Genomic DNA, 20,680 nt, shown 5'->3' on the forward strand with positions numbered 1-20,680 from the left:
GTAGTTTCAGAAGCCTGAAATAAAGGACATTTTATGGTATAATATATCTAATTACTAATAGTGAAATGAGGCATTTATTAATGCAGGATAAAAATTTAGTGAATGTCAATCTGACAAAGGAGATGAAGACCAGCTTTATCGATTACGCCATGAGTGTTATCGTAGCGCGGGCCCTTCCTGATGTTCGAGATGGCTTAAAACCTGTTCACCGTCGTATTCTTTACGGAATGAATGAATTAGGTGTTACACCAGACAAACCTCATAAAAAATCAGCCCGTATTACAGGGGATGTTATGGGTAAATACCACCCACACGGGGATTCATCTATTTATGAAGCCATGGTTCGTATGGCTCAGTGGTGGAGCTACCGTTACATGCTTGTCGATGGGCATGGAAACTTTGGTTCCATGGATGGAGACGGTGCTGCCGCACAGCGTTACACTGAGGCACGTATGAGCAAGATTGCTCTTGAAATGCTTCGTGATATCAATAAAAACACAGTTGATTTCGTAGACAACTACGATGCTAACGAACGTGAGCCCTTGGTCTTGCCAGCTCGTTTTCCAAACCTTTTGGTCAATGGGGCAACTGGGATTGCCGTAGGGATGGCTACCAACATTCCACCTCACAACTTGGGTGAAACCATTGATGCAGTGAAGTTGGTTATGGATAATCCTGAAGTGACGACTAAGGACTTGATGGAAGTCTTGCCCGGTCCAGATTTTCCAACTGGTGCTCTTGTCATGGGGAAATCAGGTATTCATAAGGCATATGAGACTGGTAAAGGATCGATTGTTCTTCGTTCTCGTACAGAGATTGAAACCACTAAGACGGGTCGCGAACGGATTGTTGTAACGGAATTTCCTTACATGGTCAATAAAACTAAGGTGCATGAACATATTGTTCGTTTGGTTCAGGAAAAACGTCTTGAGGGCATTACAGCAGTACGTGATGAGTCCAACCGTGAAGGGGTTCGCTTTGTGATAGAGGTCAAACGCGATGCGTCTGCGAATGTTATCCTTAACAACCTCTTCAAGATGACCCAGATGCAAACCAATTTTGGTTTCAATATGTTGGCGATTCAGAATGGCGTACCGAAGATCTTGTCCCTTCGTCAAATCTTGGATGCTTATATCGAGCACCAAAAAGAAGTGGTTGTTCGCCGTACCCGTTTTGACAAGGAAAAAGCAGAAGCGCGTGCGCACATCTTAGAAGGTCTTTTAATCGCACTTGACCATATTGATGAAGTGATTCGTATCATCCGTGCTAGTGAAACGGATGCGGAAGCGCAAGCTGAGTTGATGAGCAAGTTCAGGCTTTCTGAACGTCAAAGTCAGGCTATCCTTGATATGCGTCTTCGTCGTTTGACAGGATTGGAACGAGATAAGATTCAGTCAGAGTATGATGAATTGATTGCCTTGATTGCAGATTTGGCAGATATTCTTGTCAAGCCTGAGCGCGTGGCTCAAATCATCAAAGAGGAATTGGACGAAGTCAAACGCAAGTTTGGTGACAAACGTCGTACCGAGTTGATGGTCGGAGAGGTCTTAACCCTTGAAGATGAGGACTTGATTGAAGAGACAGATGTTTTGATTACCCTTTCTAATAAGGGCTACATCAAACGTCTGGACCAAGGTGAGTTCACTGCTCAAAAACGTGGTGGTCGTGGAGTCCAAGGTACGGGAGTTAAGGATGATGACTTTGTGCGTGAGTTGGTGTCAACCAGCACCCATGATCATTTGCTCTTCTTTACCAATAAAGGACGAGTATACCGACTAAAAGGTTATGAAATCCCTGAATATGGTCGTACAGCCAAAGGATTGCCGGTTGTCAATCTTTTGAAGTTGGACGAGGGTGAGAGCATTCAGACCATTATCAACGTTGAGTCTGAACGTAGTGATGATGCCTATCTCTTCTTTACAACTCGTCACGGAATCGTGAAGAGAACCAGCGTCAAAGAATTTGCCAATATTCGTCAAAATGGACTCAAGGCTTTGAATCTTAAGGATGAGGACGAATTGATTAATGTTCTATTGACAGAAGAAGACACAGATATTATCATTGGTACTAAGTTTGGTTATGCTGTTCGCTTTAATCAGTCAGCCGTTCGTGGCATGAGCCGTATCGCGACTGGTGTTCGAGGGGTCAATCTTCGTGAAGGTGATACAGTAGTTGGCGCAAGTGTTATTACTGACCAGGATGAGGTCCTTATCATCACTGAAAAAGGATACGGTAAACGTACACTTGCTACTGAATATCCTACTAAATGTCGTGGTGGTAAAGGGATGAAGACAGCCAATGTTGCTGAGAAGAATGGTCCTCTTGCAGGTCTCCTCACTGTTAAAGGGGATGAAGACCTGATGATTATCACGGATACAGGTGTCATGATTCGAACAAATGTTGCCAATATTTCACAAACAGGACGCTCAACGATGGGAGTTAAGGTGATGCGTCTAGACCAAGATGCCAAGATTGTGACCTTTACAACGGTTGCTGCAGCAGAAAAAGAAGAAGTTAGGACTGAAATTGAAACAGAGAGTGAAGTATAATGTCTGAAAAAGATAGTAAAAAGAAAAAAAAGAAACGCAGGAATCTGCTGACCAATATCTTAGCAGTCTTTCTCATCCTCTTGTCCTTGGTCTTGATTTTTAATGCTCAAATTCGTGATATCTTTATGGTTTGGAATACCAATAAATATCAAGTCAGTCAGGTGACTAAGGAAAGGATTGAGGAAAATAAAGAGACAGAGGGAAATTTCGATTTTGATTCTGTCAAATCCATTTCATCGGAAGCGGTGTTAGCTGCCCAGTGGGATGCTCAGCAACTTCCAGTTATCGGAGGGATTGCCATTCCTGAAGTAGAGATTAACCTGCCTATTTTTAAAGGTTTGGATAATGTAAACTTGTTCTACGGAGCAGGAACCATGAAAGCAAATCAGAAAATGGGGGAAGGCAACTATTCTCTAGCTAGTCACCATATCTTTACTGCTGAAAATGCAAGTCAAATGCTCTTCTCACCTTTGGTCAATGCCAAAGCGGGGATGAAAATCTATCTGACTGATAAAGATAAAGTATACACCTATGAGATTCGTGAAGTGAAGCACGTAACCCCCGATCGGGTAGATGAAATCGAGGATCGTGAAGGAGTTAAGGAGATTACGCTGGTAACTTGTGTGGACTATAATGCGACAGAGCGGATTATTGTTAAAGGTGATTTTAAAGAAGTTAAAGCTTATTCTGAAACATCTGATGATATCCTAAGCGCCTTTAATCAGCCATATAAACAACGTTATTAACCTCAAAAACCAGTGAATTGTATTTTTCACTGGTTTTTGTCAGATAGAACCGTCGGTCAAAGGAGAATAATGCATGTTCGAATATCTTTGGATTGGAATGAAAACGTTGTGGAAAAATCCTGTCTTTAGTTTTTCCATTTATTTATTGGCAGCTATTCTTTTACTAATCCTTTGGCGTCGTTTTATAATTGTCCGTCGTAGTGGTGGAAACTTTTTCTCCCCATTTCATATCGCCAAAGGCAGGTTTTATATCCATAATGCCTATGTGTTTTCAAAGCGAATCATCCCTCTGAATGACATCAGAAGGATTGATGTCAAATGTGTTCAAAGTATCAAATTGAATGGGGCAAGGTATCATGTGTGTATTGAACAGAAAGACAGAAAGCCCCTATCGTTTTTCTGTGGCAAATCAAAACAGAATGATCTCCTTGTGAAGAATCTAAAGAATGAAACTAAAAACTACCATATTAGAATTGTAATAGATGGATAAGTGTTTAGTTTAAGAAAGGAATGATCATGGATAAACTACAAGAAGTCAGACAAAATGAACAGTTAAGGGCCTTACTGATGATCGAGTGTGATATTTATTTTTATGACAATGTAAGTGAAGTCCAGTTTTCAGGGAACAATGAGGAATACTCTCTTGCCTGTAGGGCATTTGCTCAAGACGGTAGTGGGGGCGAATATGTTTTTCTCGAAGATAATAGCATAGGCTTTATCGGAAGTGAGGGTCAAGTGGGGAGAGTAGCAGAAAGTCTGGATGACTTACTGACATTCCTACTTCATGCAGGTTGTATTTCGGATTTTAATTGTCGGTATCTTTATCAGAACACAGACTTATTGAAAGCATTTTGTAAAGGTTATGTGTCTAAAATACGAGAAAGCTATCAGATTAAGCAGGAAGATTGGGATCAGATACGAGGAAATATGGATCAAAAACTATCACTTGATTTCAACTCTGAAAAACTAGAAGAAGTAGCCATGACATTTTACCGAGCAGCGACAAGGGAGCCTGTATTTTCCTGTAAGTATATCGATGGGGAAGAAGAGTATACCTGCGATCCAGTCTTGTCAGACATTGTAGGATTGTGGACGACAGAACTTGTAGGTATGAGTAGAGAAGAAATCGAAAACTATAAAATTTGATAATGTAAGATGATCATTCAGCTTTAATGGTATTTTTTCAATGTGAGAGGAAGCTGGTCAGTAGGTTGAAAGATCTATCGTATGATATTCTTGGGAGAAATTACCAATATGGCTGGACATGGAATCTTCATAGGAAAATCGGGGAAGTGTTATTTTGGATACCATATTCCACATTTTAGAGAACTAGGTGAAGATGAGGTATAGAGCTTTCGCAGTAGGAAAAATAGATGAGGAGTTGATAATGAATAATCAGATTGACTTGGTACTTCCAAACCTATACGCAGAATTCTTGAGCAAAATCGACAAAGCAGGAGACTTTGTCATAGAGAATACAGGTATTACCTTATATTCGAGGTTAGATTTGCTAGAAAGAAACTCCACCTACCAAATAGAAGAGTGGGAACCTGATTTTTTCCTGATTGGACAAGATGGGGATGTCGCTTTTTTTATAAAGAAAGATTCTGACGACACTATTTATATGAATGATTTGGGGGCATTAGGTTCACTGGAAATGAAACCCATATCTTTGAATATTTTCGAGTTTGTGCAACAAGCGAGTGAACATTATGATGATATCTTCTAATCATTGCAAGTGTTGTTATTTTATCATACGCGTGTGTGGAAGACGTTTTTATGAAAGCATTTGAACATTTTGATTAATGTTAATAAATTTTTAGTAAATGATAATGATTTGGAGAGTGAACAATGAATTTTGATGAGAGTTTACAGCAATACACTTATGAGCATGAGGGAGTGACCTTTGTTTGGGACGAAGAGCCTGATTGTGACTTTATAGATAAAGTTGAACTGTTATCAAAAAATTATCAGGAAAATCTCAATAGAATTATCAACTTCATGCTAGCTGATCTTAAGGAAATGTATGGAGAAGTCAGCGAGGAAGATGTGAAGAACAAGCTGGGGAAACCTATCATTGACTACAATCAAGGAATAGTTAGTTATTGTGAGCAAACCTTCGATGACTGGCACCTATTTGAGTTTGAATTTTTGGATGATCAATTTGAAACATTGAAATGTTTTTCTGTTAATGGGTAAAGGAGAGATTTATGGAATTCCCCCAATGCCTTGATTTTCTTTGTAGAAAACGTATACAAGAAAGGCTTTTCAAAATGCGTGCTTTATGTTATAATATTCACAAATAAAAGTTTTAGGAGTTTTTTATGGTCTCTTCAGAATTTATCTCAAAGATTGAATTTGCTTGTAAGAAGAAAGAAAGTCTTTATAGTCAAAGTAAATTCAAATATGCGATTCGTTCCATGTTTGCAGGTGCCTTTCTAACATTTAGTACAGCTGCGGGTGCAGTTGGTGCTGATTTGATTAATAAAATTGCACCCGGTAGTGGACGTTTCCTCTTCCCATTCGTTTTTGCTTGGGGATTGGCTTACATTGTTTTCTTAAATGCTGAGTTGGTAACTTCCAACATGATGTTTTTGACTGCGGGTAGTTTCTTGAAAAAAATCTCTTGGAAAAAAACAGCTGAGATTTTACTTTACTGTACCTTGTTCAACATCATAGGAGCTTTGATAGCAGGTTGGGGCTTTGCTCACTCAGCAGCCTATGCAAATCTGACTCATGATAGTTTCATCTCAGGGGTTGTAGAGATGAAGTTAAGCCGTTCCAATGAGCTAGTCTTGCTTGAAGGTATTTTAGCAAATATTTTTGTAAATATTGCCATTCTTTCATTCGTTTTGGTGAAAGACGGTGGAGCCAAACTTTGGCTTGTTTTATCAGCAATTTACATGTTTGTATTCTTAACAAACGAACACATTGCTGCGAACTTTGCGTCATTTGCGATTGTTAAGTTCAGTGTTGCTGCAGATTCTATTGCTAACTTTGACATTCCTAATATCCTTCGTCACTGGGGTGTGACCTTTATTGGGAACTTCATTGGAGGAGGCCTCTTGATGGGCTTACCATACGCCTTCCTCAATAAAAACGAAGATACTTATGTCGATTAAAGAAATGAGCACGAGTCAATCGTGCTTTTTTGTTTGAGGTGTAATACTAGTCATAGTTGTTCCTTATATCAAAATATAGAAAAACGGTATTGGTAAAGACTGGCCCAAGATGATACAATATCCGTAATGAAGCTATTTGGAGGTCGTGAAATGACTCGTGAATTTAAATTTGAAACTCTACAATTACATGCTGGGCAGGTGGTTGATCCAGCTACCAAGTCTCGTGCAGTGCCGATTTATCAGACAACATCCTTTGTATTTGATGACACGCAGGAAGGGGCGGATCTGTTTGCCTTGAGAAAACCAGGCAATATCTATACTCGTATCACCAATCCTACAACAGCAGCCTTTGAGGAAAGAATCGCTGCTCTTGAAGGTGGTGTTGGAGCACTAGCGACAGCATCAGGTATGGCTGCTGTAACCTACACTATTTTGGCGCTTGCTCACGCTGGTGACCATGTTGTGGCTGCGTCAACTATTTACGGTGGGACCTTCAACCTCTTGAAAGAAACCCTTCCTCGTTATGGGATCACAACAACATTTGTAGATGTAGATAATTTGGAGGAAGTAGAAGCAGCTATCGGTGACAATACTAAGCTTGTCTTGATTGAAACCTTGGGCAACCCCTTGATTAACATTCCTGACCTGGAAAAATTGGCAGAGATTGCTCATAAACATCAAATTCCACTTGTTTCTGACAATACTTTTGCAACTCCTTACCTGATCAATGTCTTCTCTCACGGTGTAGATATTGCTGTTCACTCAGCAACTAAGTTCATCGGTGGTCATGGTACGACTATTGGCGGTGTTATAGTGGATAGTGGTCGTTTTGATTGGGAAGCTTCAGGGAAATTTCCTCAATTTGTAGAGGAAGATCCTAGCTACCACAACTTGAGCTATACTCGTGATGTTGGTGCAGCAGCCTTTATCATCGCTGTTCGTGTTCAATTGCTTCGTGATACAGGTGCAGCCTTGTCTCCATTTAATGCTTTCCTATTACTCCAAGGACTCGAAACGCTTTCGCTTCGTGTAGAACGCCATATTCAAAACACAGAGAAAATCGTTGATTTTCTTGTTAACCATCCTAAGGTTGAGAAAGTCAACTATCCTAAACTAACAGACAGTCCATATCATGCCTTGGCTGAGAAATACCTTCCTAAAGGTGTAGGTTCAATCTTTACCTTCCATGTCAAAGGTGGAGAAACAGAAGCCCGCAAGGTGATTGATAATCTTGAAATCTTCTCTGACCTTGCAAACGTAGCAGATGCCAAATCGCTTGTTGTCCATCCAGCGACAACCACTCACGGTCAGTTGTCAGAAAAAGATCTAGAAGCAGCAGGTGTCACACCAAACCAAATCCGCTTGTCTATCGGTCTTGAAAATGTAGAGGATTTGATTGAAGATTTGCGTTTGGCCTTGGAAAAAATTTAAAGTAACAGATATAAACAGTGGGTTTCGACTCGCTGTTTTTGATTTTCCCTCAGGCATGATATAATGGTCACAGAAGTCTAGAAAGAGGAAAGTTATGAACGAAATCAAATGTCCCAACTGTGGGAAAGTCTTTACAGTAAATGAGAGCCAGTATGCCGAACTTTTATCCCAAGTGAGAACGGCTGAGTTTGATAAGGAATTGCACGATCGCATGAAGCAGGAACTGGCCTTGGCTGAGCAGAAGGCTATGAATGAACAACAGACTAAACTGGCTCAAAAGGATCAAGAAATTGCGCAATTGCAGAGTCAAATCCAAAACTTTGATACGGAGAAAGAACTTGCCAAGAAAGAGGTTGAACAGACAAGCCACCAGGCCTTATTAGCAAAGGACAAGGAAGTACAGGTCTTGGAAAATCAATTGGCTACCTTGCGTTTAGAGCATGAAAATCAACTGCAAAAGACCCTTTCTGACCTTGAAAAAGAACGGGACCAGGTTAAAAATCAGCTCCTCTTGCAAGAAAAGGAAAATGAGTTATCTCTAGCTTCCCTCAAGCAAAATTACGAAGCCCAGCTCAAGGCGGCCAGTGAGCAGGTAGAATTTTACAAGAATTTCAAGGCTCAACAATCTACAAAAGCTATCGGTGAAAGTTTGGAACAGTATGCAGAGAGTGAGTTTAACAAGGTCCGAAGTTTTGCCTTTCCAAATGCTTACTTTGAGAAGGATAACAAGGTCTCTGCGCGTGGGTCTAAAGGCGACTTTATCTTCCGTGATTTTGATGAAAATTGTCTAGAATTCATTTCCATCATGTTTGAGATGAAGAATGAAGCGGACGGAACAGAGAAGAAGCACAAGAATTCCGATTTTTACAAAGAATTAGACAAGGACCGTCGGGAGAAGAACTGTGAGTATGCTGTTTTGGTGACCATGTTAGAGGCCGATAACGATTACTTTAACACAGGGATTGTTGACGTCAGTCACGAGTATGAAAAGATGTATGTGGTTCGTCCTCAATTCTTTATCCAGTTGATTGGACTCTTGCGTAATGCGGCGCTTAATTCCCTTAAATACAAGCAGGAGTTAGCGCTTGTTCGTGAGCAGAATATCGATATTACCCATTTTGAGGAAGACTTAGATGCCTTCAAAGTAGCTTTTGCCAAAAACTACAACTCAGCTTCGACCAACTTTGGCAAAGCTATCGATGAAATTGATAAAGCAATTAGGCGTATGGAAGAAGTCAAGAAGTTCCTGACAACATCCGAAAACCAACTCCGCCTCGCTAATAACAAATTGGAAGATGTTTCGGTTAAAAAATTGACCCGAAAAAATCCAACCATGAAAGCGAAGTTTGAAGCGTTGAAGGGGGAGTAAGAAAGCAGTGGAAAATGAATTATTAGTGTTGAATGCAGAAGAAGTATATGAGTCTGAAAATTTAAACTACGATGAGTTAGAAGAACTACTGGAACAACAATTTACAACTGAGTTTTCTAATCTTGAAAAATTAGAATTGGAATGTAAAGAAATTAGTTCCCCAGATAAATTAGGGGATGCTATTTTAGATGAAATATGGAATCAATTTGCGAATCAAATTGGTTTGGATATGACAAGTGATGCGCTTCTTAAGCAGTATAATGATAAGCATCCTAATGGTTATACAAAAAAAGAGGGTGCTACAATAATGGATGATAAAAGGTATACTGATACAAATAATGCTATGAAAGAAAAGCAAAAATCAGGAAACTTGAAGGATGAATACACCGGAAAAACATTAAAAGTAAATGAAAAAGCTAATTTAGATCACGTTGTAGCACGTAAACAAATTTTTGAAAATCCTTGGAGAAAGATTGCTGATATAGAAACTGCGGATTTAGCAAACAAATCAGAAAATTTTGCTGCAACAAACGAATCACTCAATAAAAGTAAAGGAGCAAAATCCAATAGTGAATATATAAAGAATAGAGAAGCTAGGGAAAAAAATCTCAAGGATCAAGTCAAAAGAGCTAATGAGAAGATTGATAAGAAGAATATCTCAGATGCAGAAAAGAAAAATCTTAAATCTAAAAATGAAAAAAGATTAAATGATAAATTAGCAGCTGATTCGAAGAAAATGCTCAAAGCTGAGAAAATAGCGAAGAAAGCTATCAATAAGGATATTGCAAAGAATGCTTCTGTCAGAATGGCCAATAAAGCTGGTAAAGACGCGGTTAAAGCTATGTTTGTTGCTGCTCTATTTGGAATGTTAAAAGAAATAATGAATGCTTTAATCCGTTTTTTCAAATCTAAAAAACGTTCGTTTGATACATTCTTAGATGAAATGAAAAATGCACTTCATTCCTTCTTTGGTAAAATTAGAGATTTTATCAAAGTAGGTATTGATAGTTTTGTTGGGAGTATCGTGGGAGAAATTATTGGAGCTTTCGCTCAAAAGCTGAAAAAGTTACCAAACTTGATTAAACAATTATTTGGTTCTATCAGAGAAAGCATTTCTTATTTATCTAACCCTGAAAATCAAACACATTCTACAGCAATTAAGATAGCTCACATTTCAAAAATTATTACTTCTGGTTTAGTTGCTGTAGGAGCGCTGTTTTTAGGAGAATATTTTGAACTGTTCTTAAATAAGATACCAGGAATGAATTTCAAAATAAAACTTCTAGGAACAATTGCTAATATTTTAGGGATGTTCTTTGCAAGTTTACTAACTGGAATCTTGGGAGCGATAATCATTAACGGACTTGATCAATTTATTTCAAAAAAATTAATTGAGGAAAATCAAAAGCAACAAGCTAATAAGAAGAACGAATTGTTAAGAATTCAGGAAGTCCAAATTTTTGTTGCTGAGCAGAATGTTGCTGTTAAGAGAAATGATATCTTCAGTAAGATGGCTAAGAATCATCAAAAACTAAGAGAACTACTTGGTAATGTTCAAGAGGAGTTTTCTAATTCAAAGATTGATTTCAAACAACGATTATTAGCTAATGAAATGTACCTTGATGAAAAGCAAAGTGAACTTGAAGAAATGCAAAGTGCATTAAACGATTTATTATAGGAGAATGTTATGTCAGAAGAATTAGAGATTCAGGTTTTAGCAAAGTCTGAAAGATTTAATGAGAAAAAAGAAGCGTTGAAAGCTTTTAGTGAAGAAATTCCAGAACAATCAGATTTACCAACAGTCCCACAAGACGATCCTATGCTAGGATTTATTGGCATGGAATATGATGTTAAAGGTAAGGATTTAAACGCTCTCACTGATGCTGTTCAAAATAGAATGATAGAACAAAATAAGCATATTAAAAAATTATTCAGGAATTTAATACCATTTACGAAACATTTCAAATATTGGATGATGAGTATATTCAAAGCATTTCAAAGTCTTTGATTGCAGCCAAAGAGGCAAATAGTAAAGCTATACAGGGGTTGCACGAGATAGAAGAATATCAAACAGGTAATAAAAAACTTTTAGATGACGTTTTTAAACAGAATAAAGATTTAATTGATATATTGAAGAAACATCATAAAAAGCTAGAAGAGTTAGAACAACTTGAAGATAAGCAAAGTGAAATTCAAATTGAAATTGATAGTTTAAAAGCGAAGCTAAAAACATTAGTAAAAATAGAAAATAGTTTTAACGATTTGCATTTACAAGTTGAAGAAACGCAAAATGATCTTAAAAACGCTGTAGATAAGATGAATGTTCGATTGATAGAGGAAGGAAAAAATCTTACTTTAACTGTCGAGAAATTTCAAATTAAATTAGAGGAAAAACAAAAAGAGATTAGTTTCCTTAGAAAAGGATTCTATACCTTAGGAATCTTATTCGTTCTAATAGTATTATTTCTGTTATTTAAAGGAATGTAGATGATAAGTGAAACATATTTAAAACTGTTAAAATCGGAAGTGAAGAAAATTGATGATTTAACAAATAATTCTTTTGAATTTGAGACTGTTCTTCAAGAAATTGTTGATGATAAAAAGTATTCGGCATTAGAGTTTATAAAACGTTTAGGTAATTCGTCAAATAATGATAGATTTCCTAAGATTAAAGATAGACAAACTAGTATTTTAGAATTATTGTATAAATATCTTGGTTCTAGATTTATAGATAGTGAGTACGCTTTTTTAAAAGAAATAAATACCAAATCATTTGAGGAGCTGTCCGATGAATTAAACTCCTTGATAGGATTAGAAAATGTAAAGAAAGAAATAGAAGACCTAGTAATCTTTAACAAAGTTCAGAAAAACCGAGAAAAGATTGGGTTAAAAAAAACTAATAGAACAATGCATATGGCTTTCCTAGGGAATCCGGGTACAGGTAAAACAACAGTTGCTAGAATTGTTGGTAATATGTACCGTTCTCTAGGAATACTAAGCAAAGGTCATTTTATTGAAGCAACTAGAACTGATTTAATAGCTGAATACCAAGGTCAAACAGCTTTAAAAGTTAAAAGACTGATCCAAAAAGCTAAGGGTGGCGTTTTATTTATTGATGAAGCTTACAGTATTACTGAAAACGATAAAAGTGATAGTTATGGTCGAGAGTGTTTAACTGAGTTAACCAAAGCATTAGAAGACTATCGTGATGATTTAGTTGTTATTGTAGCAGGATATGATGATTTAATGAAAAAGTTTTTTGAATCTAATCCTGGGTTAAAATCAAGATTTAATTATTTTATTACGTTTGAAGATTATACTGTGGACCAAATGTTTGGTATTTTTCTATCATACTGCAAGAAAGAAGATTACATTTTACAAGAGTCAGCTACAGAGAAATTAAAAAAGTATCTTGAACAACAAAGTGATATTTCCAAAAATAAAAATGCAAATGGTCGATTTGTAAGAAATGTATTTGATAAAATAATTATGAATCAAGCAAAACGTTTAAGTAACCTTTCTTTGGCTACAAAAGAGAACTATGTAACAATTCTTGAAGAGGACATATTTTAATTGAATTAGAAAGCAACACATGAACGGTATTATCAACTTAAAAAAAGAAGCGGGGATGACCTCGCATGATGCGGTTTTTAAACTGCGTAAGATTTTGGGAACTAAGAAGATTGGTCATGGTGGGACCTTGGATCCGAATGTGGTGGGTGTTTTGCCCATTGCGGTTGGCAAGGCGACCCGCATGGTCGAGTTTATGCAGGATGAGGGCAAGGTCTATGAGGGGGAAATCACTCTTGGTTATTCCACAACGACCGAGGATGCTAGTGGGGAAGTGGTCGCAGAGACACCCGTTTTGTCTCCCTTGGATGAAACCATTGTCGATGAAGCCATTGCGAGTCTGACTGGGCCTATTACTCAGATTCCACCTATGTATTCGGCTGTCAAGGTCAATGGTCGTAAGCTCTATGAGTATGCGCGTGCAGGTCAGGAAGTGGAGCGTCCAGAACGTCAGGTGACTATTTATCAATTTGAACGGACAAGTCCGATTTCTTATGAGGATTACCTCGCACGTTTCACTTTTCGTGTGAAATGTAGTAAGGGGACTTATATCCGTACCTTGTCTGTTGACTTGGGAGAGAAGCTGGGTTATGAGGCCCATATGTCCCATTTGACTCGGACGAGTGCAGCAGGTTTACAACTGGAGGATGCTCTTACCTTGGACGAAATTGCTGAAAAAGTGGGGGCTGGTCAGCTGGACTTTCTTTATCCGTTAGAGATTGGAACAGGGGACCTTGTTAAAGTTATCCTAACTCCAGAAGAGGCTACAGAAGTGCGCTTTGGTCGTTTTATTGAGTTAGACCAAACGGACAAAGAATTGGCTGCCTTTGAAGGAGATAAATTGCTAGCTATTTTAGAAAAAAGAGATAATCTCTACAAGCCAAGGAAGGTTTTTGGTTAGTCAAACTGGATTGTAAGTATTAGATTGTTACCCATAATCTATCCGAAATCAGACTATAAATTTTACAAAAAATGTGATAGAATAGACGACGGATAAAAAAACGGAGGATAGCATGCAAAATAGACCAATCATTATCGGAGTGACAGGTGGTTCTGGTGGTGGTAAGACCAGTGTTTCAAAGGCTATTTTATCTCATTTTCTTGATGAAAAGATTGCCATGATTGAGCATGATTCATACTACAAGGACCAATCTCATTTGACCTTTGAAGAGCGTGTCAAAACCAACTACGACCATCCATTTGCCTTTGATACGGATTTGATGATCGAGCAAATTAAGGAATTGTTGGCAGGGCGTCCAGTGGACATTCCGACTTATGACTATACTGAACATACACGGAGCAACAAAACCTATCGTCAAGAACCTCAAGATGTCTTTATCGTTGAGGGGATTTTGGTCTTGGAGGACAAGCGTCTGCGCGATTTGATGGATATCAAGATTTTTGTGGATACAGATGATGATGTGCGCATTATTCGTCGGATCAAGCGCGATATGGAAGAACGTGGCCGCAGTCTGGATAGCGTGATTGACCAGTATCTTGGTGTGGTCAAACCTATGTATCACCAGTTCATCGAGCCGACCAAGCGTTATGCGGATATCATTATTCCTGAAGGTGCCAGCAATACAGTCGCTATTGACCTTTTGACAACCAAGATTTCTAAGATTTTGGAAGAAGCTCGTAACAGCAAATAATGAGATGAGGAGGCTTGGCCTCTTTTTTCTATTTTTCCTTTAGTTTCGGTAGGAAAAAGGAGATTTTTAATCATATTTTTGGTATAATAATACCCATGGAAAAGCAAGAAAATGAATAGTAGGTGGAGATGGAAAAGTATTTATCGGTAACAACTTTGACCAAGTATCTGAAAATGAAATTCGATAAAGACCCTTACTTGGAACGGGTCTATTTAACTGGTCAAGTTTCCAACTTTCGTAAACGACCTACTCACCAATATTTCTCCTTAAAAGATGACCATGCAGTTATTCAAGCGACCATATGGTCTGGGATCTATCAGAAATTAGGTTTTGACCTCGAAGAGGGAATGAAGATCAATGTGATTGGGCGTGTACAGGTTTATGAACCCAGCGGGAGTTACTCTATCATCATTGAAAAAGCTGAGCCTGATGGGGTCGGGACGCTTGCGATTCAGTTTGAACAACTCAAGAAAAAACTGACGGAAGAAGGCCTGTTTCAAGAGAGATTCAAGCAACCTCTTCCCCAGTTTGCTAAGCGTATCGGCGTAGTAACCAGTCGTAGTGGAGCCGTTATTCGAGATATTATCACGACCGTCAGCAGACGTTTCCCTGGTGTTGACATCCTCCTCTATCCGACAAAAGTACAAGGTGATGGAGCAGCGGAGGAAATTGCTCGAAATATTGCGCGTGCTAATCAACGTGCCGATTTGGACTTGCTCATTATTGGTCGTGGTGGGGGTTCCATCGAGGATCTCTGGGCCTTTAACGAAGAGATCGTGGTACGGGCTATTTTTGAATCCCGTTTGCCAGTTATCTCCAGTGTTGGTCATGAGACGGATGTGACCTTGGCGGATTTTGTGGCAGATAGACGGGCTGCGACGCCAACAGCTGCAGCTGAATTAGCAACGCCTATAACCAAGTTGGATCTCTTGAGCCATTTGCAAAATCAGGAAAAACGAATGGCGACAGCTGTACAAAATGTCCTGTCAAGAAAAAAAGAAGCTCTGAAAAAATGCAGTCAGTCTGTTATCTTTAGACAACCAGAGCGCTTGTATGACGGCTATTTGCAACGCTTGGACCAGCTGCAACTGCGCTTAAAACAAAGTTTGCGAACACGGATTTCTGACAGCAACCAACTAGTCCAAGCAAGGACGCATCAACTAGTCCAATTATCGCCTGTTACCAAAATCCAGCGTTATCAAGATCGTCTAGGTCAGTTAGACAAGCTTCTACGTAGCCAAATGGCGTTGGTTTATGATGCCAAGGTTGCTGAAGTCAAGAGACTTTCAGAAGCCTTGTTGATGTTGGATACCAGTCGAATCGTGGCGCGTGGTTATGCTATTGTCAAAAAAGAAGAGTCCGTTGTAGATTCGGTTGAGATGTTGAAGAAAAAAGACCAAGTAACGCTTTTGATGCGAGATGGTCAAGTAGAATTAGAGGTTAAAGATGTCAAAACAAAAGAAATTTGAGGAAAATCTAGCTGAACTGGAGACCATTGTCCAAAGTTTAGAAAATGGTGAAATTGCTTTGGAAGATGCGATTGCTGCCTTTCAAAAGGGGATGGTCTTGTCAAAAGAGCTCCAAGCGACGTTGGACAAGGCTGAAAAGACCTTGGTCAAGGTCATGCAAGAAGACGGAACAGAAAGTGATTTTGAATGAAGAAGCAAGAAAAATTAGCTCTTGTTGAGTCGGCTTTAGAAAATTTTTATGGAGACCAGCAGTTTGCCTCTAGTTTGCGAGAGTCTGTTCTCTATTCCATTCATGCTGGTGGCAAGAGAATTCGGCCTTTTCTCTTGCTAGAAGTTCTGGAAGCCTTGCAGGTCGCTATTAAACCAGCACACGCTCAAGTGGCCGCGGCCTTGGAGATGATTCATACAGGGAGCTTGATTCATGATGATCTTCCTGCTATGGATGACGACGATTACCGTAGGGGGCGTTTAACCAATCATAAGAAATTCGGTGAAGCGATGGCCATTTTAGCAGGAGATGCTTTGTTCCTAGATCCCTATGCCTTGATAGCGCAAGCAGATTTGCCAAGCCAGATCAAGGTGGACTTGATTGCCAACTTATCCCTTGCTTCAGGAAGTCTGGGAATGGTTGCAGGGCAGGTTTTGGACATGGAAGGCGAACACCAACATTTGTCTTTGAAAGAACTTCAGACCATTCATGCTAATAAGACTGGGAAATTACTAGCCTATCCTTTCCAAGCAGCTGCTATCATAGCTGAATTGGCGCCTGAAATGCAGGCAAAACTGAAAACTGTTGGTGAATTGATTGGGCTTGCCTTTCAAGTTCGAGATGATGTGCTGGATGTGACAGCTAGTTTTGAGGAAATCGGCAAAACACCACAAAAGGATTTGCAGGCAGAAAAGTCAACCTACCCAGCCTTGTTGGGCTTGGAAGAGGCCAAGGCCTTTTGTAACCAAACTCTGGATCAAGCTAATGAAAAATTGGAAGAAATCGCCCAGCAAGTCAGCTTTGAAACAGAGCCGATTGTGAAAGTAGTAGAAAGTTTGAGAATCAATGGCTAAGGAAAGAGTGGATGTACTAGCTTATAAACAGGGTTTGTTTGAAACACGTGAACAAGCCAAGCGCGGTGTCATGGCAGGTCTAGTCGTAGCAGTCCTTAATGGGGAGCGTTTTGACAAACCAGGAGAGAAAATCCCAGATGACACTGAGTTAAAACTCAAGGGTGAAAAACTCAAGTATGTTAGTCGGGGTGGCTTGAAACTAGAAAAGGCCCTGGAGGTCTTTGATTTATCAGTGGATGGCGCAACAACGATTGATATTGGGGCCTCCACTGGAGGATTTACCGATGTCATGCTACAAAATGGTGCTGAGTTAGTCTTTGCAGTCGATGTTGGTACCAATCAGTTGGCTTGGAAATTACGCCAAGACCCACGAGTTGTCAGCATGGAGCAGTTTAATTTCCGCTATGCTGAAAAGACTGACTTTGAGCAGGAACCAAGTTTTGCCAGTATTGATGTGAGTTTCATTTCCCTTAGTCTGATCTTACCAGCCTTGCATCGTGTGTTGGCTGAACAAGGTCAGGTGGTAGCACTTGTCAAACCCCAGTTTGAAGCAGGTCGTGAGCAGATTGGGAAGAATGGAATCATTCGCGATGCCAAGGTCCATCAGAATGTCCTTGAATCTGTCACTGCTATGGCAGTTGATCAAGGTTTTTCAGTGCTTGGATTAGACTATTCACCAATCCAAGGTGGACATGGAAACATCGAATTTCTGGCATATTTGAAAAAGGAAGAGGGAGCAAGTAACCAAGTTGCCCCTGAAATAGAAAAAGTTGTAGAGAGAGCACATAGAGAATTTAAAGATGAATAAAAAAGAAAGACTTGAAAAAATTAGAAGATTTGTTACGGATTATCAAATAGGGACTCAGGAAGAAATCGTTGAGCATTTAAAAGAAGCAGGTATCTCTGCCACTCAAGCGACGGTGTCACGAGATATTAAGGAACTGGGTATCGTAAAAATTCCCTTGAAGAACAATAAATACATCTATGAATTGCCAAAAACAATTGTAAGAAGTTTGCAGTTGGCTGAGAATAACATAGTAGGTTCTGAGCGCATGGGAAATATGATCAATCTGGATGTCATTCCTGGGAATACTGCCTTTGTCAAGAGTCAGCTGATGAATACTTTCTCAGAGAGAATTTTCAACTGTCTGGCAGACGACAACTCAATTTTGATTATCTTGAGAAATGAAGAAGACGCCAAGGAAATATTTGAACAAGTAAAAAATTGGTAGGTTTATATGTTACTTGAAATTTCGATAAAAAACTTTGCCATTATAGAGGCGATTTCACTCAATTTTGAAAAAGGCATGACAGTCTTAACTGGTGAAACAGGTGCTGGGAAATCGATCATCATCGATGCCATGAACATGATGTTAGGAGCTAGAGCGACTACAGATGTTATTCGTCATGGTGCTCCCAAGGCTGAAATTGAAGGGCTTTTCTCTGTTGAGAATAGTCGTTCTTTACAAGAACTCTTTGAAGAGCAAGGCTTGGAGTTGGGGGATGAAATTATCATCCGCCGTGAGATTCTCCAAAACGGACGTAGTGTTAGTCGCGTGAATGGCCAGATGGTCAATCTTTCTGTCTTGCGCGCCATTGGGCAACACCTTGTGGATATCCATGGCCAACATGACCAAGAGGAGTTAATGCGTCCTCAACTGCACATCCAGATGTTGGATGAGTTTGGTGATGCAGCTTTCTTGGACTTGAAGGAGACCTATCAGACAAGCTTTGACGCCTATCGCAAAATGCGCAAGCAGGTTCTTGAAGTCAAGAAAAACCAGCAGGAACACAAGTCTCGCATTGAGATGTTGGAATTTCAAATGGCAGAGATTGAAGCAGCAAACTTGCAGGCTGGTGAAGACTTGGCTCTCAACCAAGAAAGAGATAAACTCCTCAATCATAAGAATATTGCGGATACGCTAACCAATGCTTACAGTATGTTGGACAATGAGGAATTCTCCAGTCTTGCTAATGTCCGCTCAGCCATGAATGACATGGAAAGTGTCGAAGAGTATGACCCTGACTACCGTGAAATTTCAAGTTCTCTGTCTGAGACCTACTATGTTTTAGAAGATATTACAAAGCGTTTAGAAGATATTATTGAGGACTTGGATTTTGATGGTAATCGCCTCATGCAGGTTGAGAATCGCTTAGACCTTCTGAATACTATTACCCGTAAATACGGTGGGACTGTGGACGATGTCCTGCTTTATTTTGCCAAGATTACGGATGAGTACAATCTCTTGACAGGGAATAACCTTTCTTCCGAAGACATGGAAGCAGAGCTCAAAAAATTGGAAGTCAAGCTTGTCGACTTGGCAGGTCAGCTTGCATCTGCTCGCCATGACTTGGCCCAGCAGCTTGAGGCAGAGATTAAACAAGAACTGCAAGACCTCTATATGGAGAAGGCACAGTTCCAGGTTCGCTTTAACAAGGGGAAATTTAGTCGTGAGGGGAATGAAACAGTTGAGTTTTACATTTCAACCAACCCTGGTGAAGACTTTAAACCCTTGGTTAAGGTTGCATCTGGTGGGGAATTGTCTCGTCTCATGCTTGCTATCAAATCTGCCTTTTCTCGTAAGGAAGGTAAGACCAGTATTGTCTTTGATGAGGTGGATACGGGAGTCTCAGGTCGTGTAGCCCAAGCTATTGCTCAGAAGATTCATAAGATTGGCCAGCATGGTCAGGTTTTAGCTATTTCTCATCTTCCACAAGTGATTGCCATCGCGGATTATCAATTCTTCATTGAGAAGATTAGCGACGAACATTCAACTGTTTCGATAGTTCGTCTCTTGACTTTAGAAGAGCGAGTAGAGGAAGTGGCTAAGATGTTGGCAGGAGAGAATGTAACAGAAGCAGCCCTTACCCAAGCCAGAGAATTATTGCAAACGAAGGAGAAATAAATGACAGACTATTATGTAATTGGAGATGTCCATGGAAAAGCAGGTATGCTGGAAGACCTTCTCAAAACATGGGATGGTCACACTCAGTTGCTTTTTCTAGGTGACTTGATTGACCGAGGTGAAGATAGCCGCCGTGTTCTAGAAATGGTTAAGGACTTGGTGGACAATCAAGGGGCTATCTGTCTATCAGGAAACCACGAGTATATGTTTTTGACTTGGTTGGACAATCCTGAAGAAAGCTATGACCACTATCGTCGAAACGGTGGTGATACAACCATTAACTCAATCCTAGGGCGTCCTTTGGATGCACCTGTGGATGCAGTTGAAGACGCTAAACGTGTTGAGACGGAAGCAGCGGATTTGGTCGAATTCATTCGTCAGATGCCTTTTGTGATAGAGACAGACAAGTATATTTTTGTGCATGCTGGTATTGATTTGACCTTGGATGATTGGCATGAAACGACTGATTACAAGAAAGTCTGGCTCAGAAAACCATTCCACGAAGCGGCCAACCATACTGGAAAAACGATTGTCTTTGGGCATACACCTGTTTATGGTTTGTTGAAGCAAGACCGAGGTACTGCTGAACTATGGATAACAGAAGATGGCAAGATTGGTATGGATGGAGGAGCTGTCTATGGTGGTGTCCTTCATGGAATCGTCTTTACAGACCAAGGAATGGCCGAACACTACTTTATCGAAAATGACGGCTTTATCGCCGAAGATTAGTACTCCTAGCAGGGTATGGTCTTGTCAAAATGTTAAAAACAATTTATAATAAATAGATACCCTGAAAGGAAGAGA

Annotated in this window: 20 protein-coding genes and 1 pseudogene; all 21 read left to right on the forward strand. The window is 39.6% G+C overall.

The window, feature by feature from the left end; translation table 11 throughout:
- Nucleotides 1–80: 80 nt before the first annotated feature.
- Complete coding sequence (gene gyrA / locus HMPREF0850_RS08095) at nt 81–2,549, forward strand: DNA gyrase subunit A (protein ID WP_001153007.1); 2,469 nt, start codon at nt 81–83, stop codon at nt 2,547–2,549.
- Nucleotides 2,549–3,295 carry a class A sortase gene (locus HMPREF0850_RS08100; RefSeq protein ID WP_001290412.1) on the forward strand — a complete coding sequence of 249 codons (747 nt, stop codon included), beginning with the start codon at nt 2,549–2,551 and terminating at the stop codon, nt 3,293–3,295. Before gyrA ends, HMPREF0850_RS08100 begins: the two co-directional genes overlap by 1 nt.
- Before the next feature lie 73 nt (nt 3,296–3,368).
- Nucleotides 3,369–3,785, forward strand: coding sequence for a hypothetical protein (locus tag HMPREF0850_RS08105; RefSeq protein ID WP_000464498.1), 417 nt, complete (start codon nt 3,369–3,371; stop codon nt 3,783–3,785).
- A 26-nt stretch (nt 3,786–3,811) separates the two neighbouring features.
- Complete coding sequence (locus HMPREF0850_RS08110; RefSeq protein WP_000359636.1) at nt 3,812–4,441, forward strand: hypothetical protein; 630 nt, start codon at nt 3,812–3,814, stop codon at nt 4,439–4,441.
- A 241-nt stretch (nt 4,442–4,682) separates the two neighbouring features.
- On the forward strand, nt 4,683–5,024 hold the full coding sequence (locus HMPREF0850_RS08115) for a hypothetical protein (protein WP_009013962.1): 342 nt from the start codon (nt 4,683–4,685) through the stop codon (nt 5,022–5,024).
- A gap of 122 nt (nt 5,025–5,146) precedes the next feature.
- Nucleotides 5,147–5,494 (forward strand): hypothetical protein, encoded by a 348-nt coding sequence (locus tag HMPREF0850_RS08120; RefSeq protein ID WP_001008304.1) that lies wholly within the window; start codon nt 5,147–5,149, stop codon nt 5,492–5,494.
- Nucleotides 5,495–5,619: 125 nt separating this feature from the next.
- Nucleotides 5,620–6,417 (forward strand): formate/nitrite transporter family protein, encoded by a 798-nt coding sequence (locus HMPREF0850_RS08125; protein WP_000254769.1) that lies wholly within the window; start codon nt 5,620–5,622, stop codon nt 6,415–6,417.
- Between the two features lie 150 nt (nt 6,418–6,567).
- Nucleotides 6,568–7,848, forward strand: a complete 1,281-nt coding sequence (locus HMPREF0850_RS08130; protein ID WP_000196379.1) for an O-acetylhomoserine aminocarboxypropyltransferase/cysteine synthase family protein — start codon at nt 6,568–6,570, stop codon at nt 7,846–7,848.
- A gap of 94 nt (nt 7,849–7,942) precedes the next feature.
- Entirely contained in the window at nt 7,943–9,217 is a 1,275-nt protein-coding gene (locus tag HMPREF0850_RS08135) for a DUF2130 domain-containing protein (RefSeq protein WP_001002656.1), read from the forward strand.
- Nucleotides 9,218–9,224: 7 nt separating this feature from the next.
- Entirely contained in the window at nt 9,225–10,895 is a 1,671-nt protein-coding gene (locus tag HMPREF0850_RS08140) for a hypothetical protein (RefSeq protein WP_000426757.1), read from the forward strand.
- 9 nt (nt 10,896–10,904) lie between these two features.
- Nucleotides 10,905–11,704: pseudogene (locus tag HMPREF0850_RS13275) on the forward strand (hypothetical protein).
- Nucleotides 11,705–12,790, forward strand: a complete 1,086-nt coding sequence (locus HMPREF0850_RS08150; RefSeq protein WP_000622661.1) for an AAA family ATPase — start codon at nt 11,705–11,707, stop codon at nt 12,788–12,790. It begins immediately after the preceding pseudogene.
- 19 nt (nt 12,791–12,809) lie between these two features.
- Nucleotides 12,810–13,688 carry a tRNA pseudouridine(55) synthase TruB gene (gene truB, locus HMPREF0850_RS08155; protein ID WP_001013290.1) on the forward strand — a complete coding sequence of 293 codons (879 nt, stop codon included), beginning with the start codon at nt 12,810–12,812 and terminating at the stop codon, nt 13,686–13,688.
- A 112-nt stretch (nt 13,689–13,800) separates the two neighbouring features.
- Nucleotides 13,801–14,439 (forward strand): uridine kinase, encoded by a 639-nt coding sequence (gene udk / locus HMPREF0850_RS08160; RefSeq protein WP_001181363.1) that lies wholly within the window; start codon nt 13,801–13,803, stop codon nt 14,437–14,439.
- Nucleotides 14,440–14,567: 128 nt separating this feature from the next.
- The gene (xseA, locus tag HMPREF0850_RS08165) at nt 14,568–15,908 is read left to right on the forward strand and encodes an exodeoxyribonuclease VII large subunit (protein ID WP_000417485.1); all 1,341 of its coding nucleotides are present in this window, start codon (nt 14,568–14,570) and stop codon (nt 15,906–15,908) included.
- Nucleotides 15,886–16,098, forward strand: a complete 213-nt coding sequence (locus tag HMPREF0850_RS08170) for an exodeoxyribonuclease VII small subunit (RefSeq protein WP_000043226.1) — start codon at nt 15,886–15,888, stop codon at nt 16,096–16,098. The genes xseA and HMPREF0850_RS08170 overlap by 23 nt, the downstream gene beginning before the upstream one ends.
- Nucleotides 16,095–16,970, forward strand: a complete 876-nt coding sequence (locus tag HMPREF0850_RS08175; protein ID WP_000743841.1) for a polyprenyl synthetase family protein — start codon at nt 16,095–16,097, stop codon at nt 16,968–16,970. The genes HMPREF0850_RS08170 and HMPREF0850_RS08175 overlap by 4 nt, the downstream gene beginning before the upstream one ends.
- Nucleotides 16,963–17,778, forward strand: a complete 816-nt coding sequence (locus tag HMPREF0850_RS08180; RefSeq protein WP_001041051.1) for a TlyA family RNA methyltransferase — start codon at nt 16,963–16,965, stop codon at nt 17,776–17,778. The genes HMPREF0850_RS08175 and HMPREF0850_RS08180 overlap by 8 nt, the downstream gene beginning before the upstream one ends.
- Nucleotides 17,771–18,202, forward strand: coding sequence for an arginine repressor (locus HMPREF0850_RS08185; protein WP_001034388.1), 432 nt, complete (start codon nt 17,771–17,773; stop codon nt 18,200–18,202). Before HMPREF0850_RS08180 ends, HMPREF0850_RS08185 begins: the two co-directional genes overlap by 8 nt.
- A 6-nt stretch (nt 18,203–18,208) precedes the next feature.
- Nucleotides 18,209–19,876 carry a DNA repair protein RecN gene (recN, locus tag HMPREF0850_RS08190; protein ID WP_000923604.1) on the forward strand — a complete coding sequence of 556 codons (1,668 nt, stop codon included), beginning with the start codon at nt 18,209–18,211 and terminating at the stop codon, nt 19,874–19,876.
- Nucleotides 19,877–20,605, forward strand: a complete 729-nt coding sequence (locus tag HMPREF0850_RS08195; protein WP_000133322.1) for a metallophosphoesterase family protein — start codon at nt 19,877–19,879, stop codon at nt 20,603–20,605.
- The last annotated feature ends 75 nt before the right edge of the window (nt 20,606–20,680 follow it).

Origin of the sequence: Streptococcus sp. M143, from assembly GCF_000162495.1 — a bacterium.
Taxonomy (GTDB): Bacteria; Bacillota; Bacilli; order Lactobacillales; family Streptococcaceae; genus Streptococcus; species Streptococcus dentisani.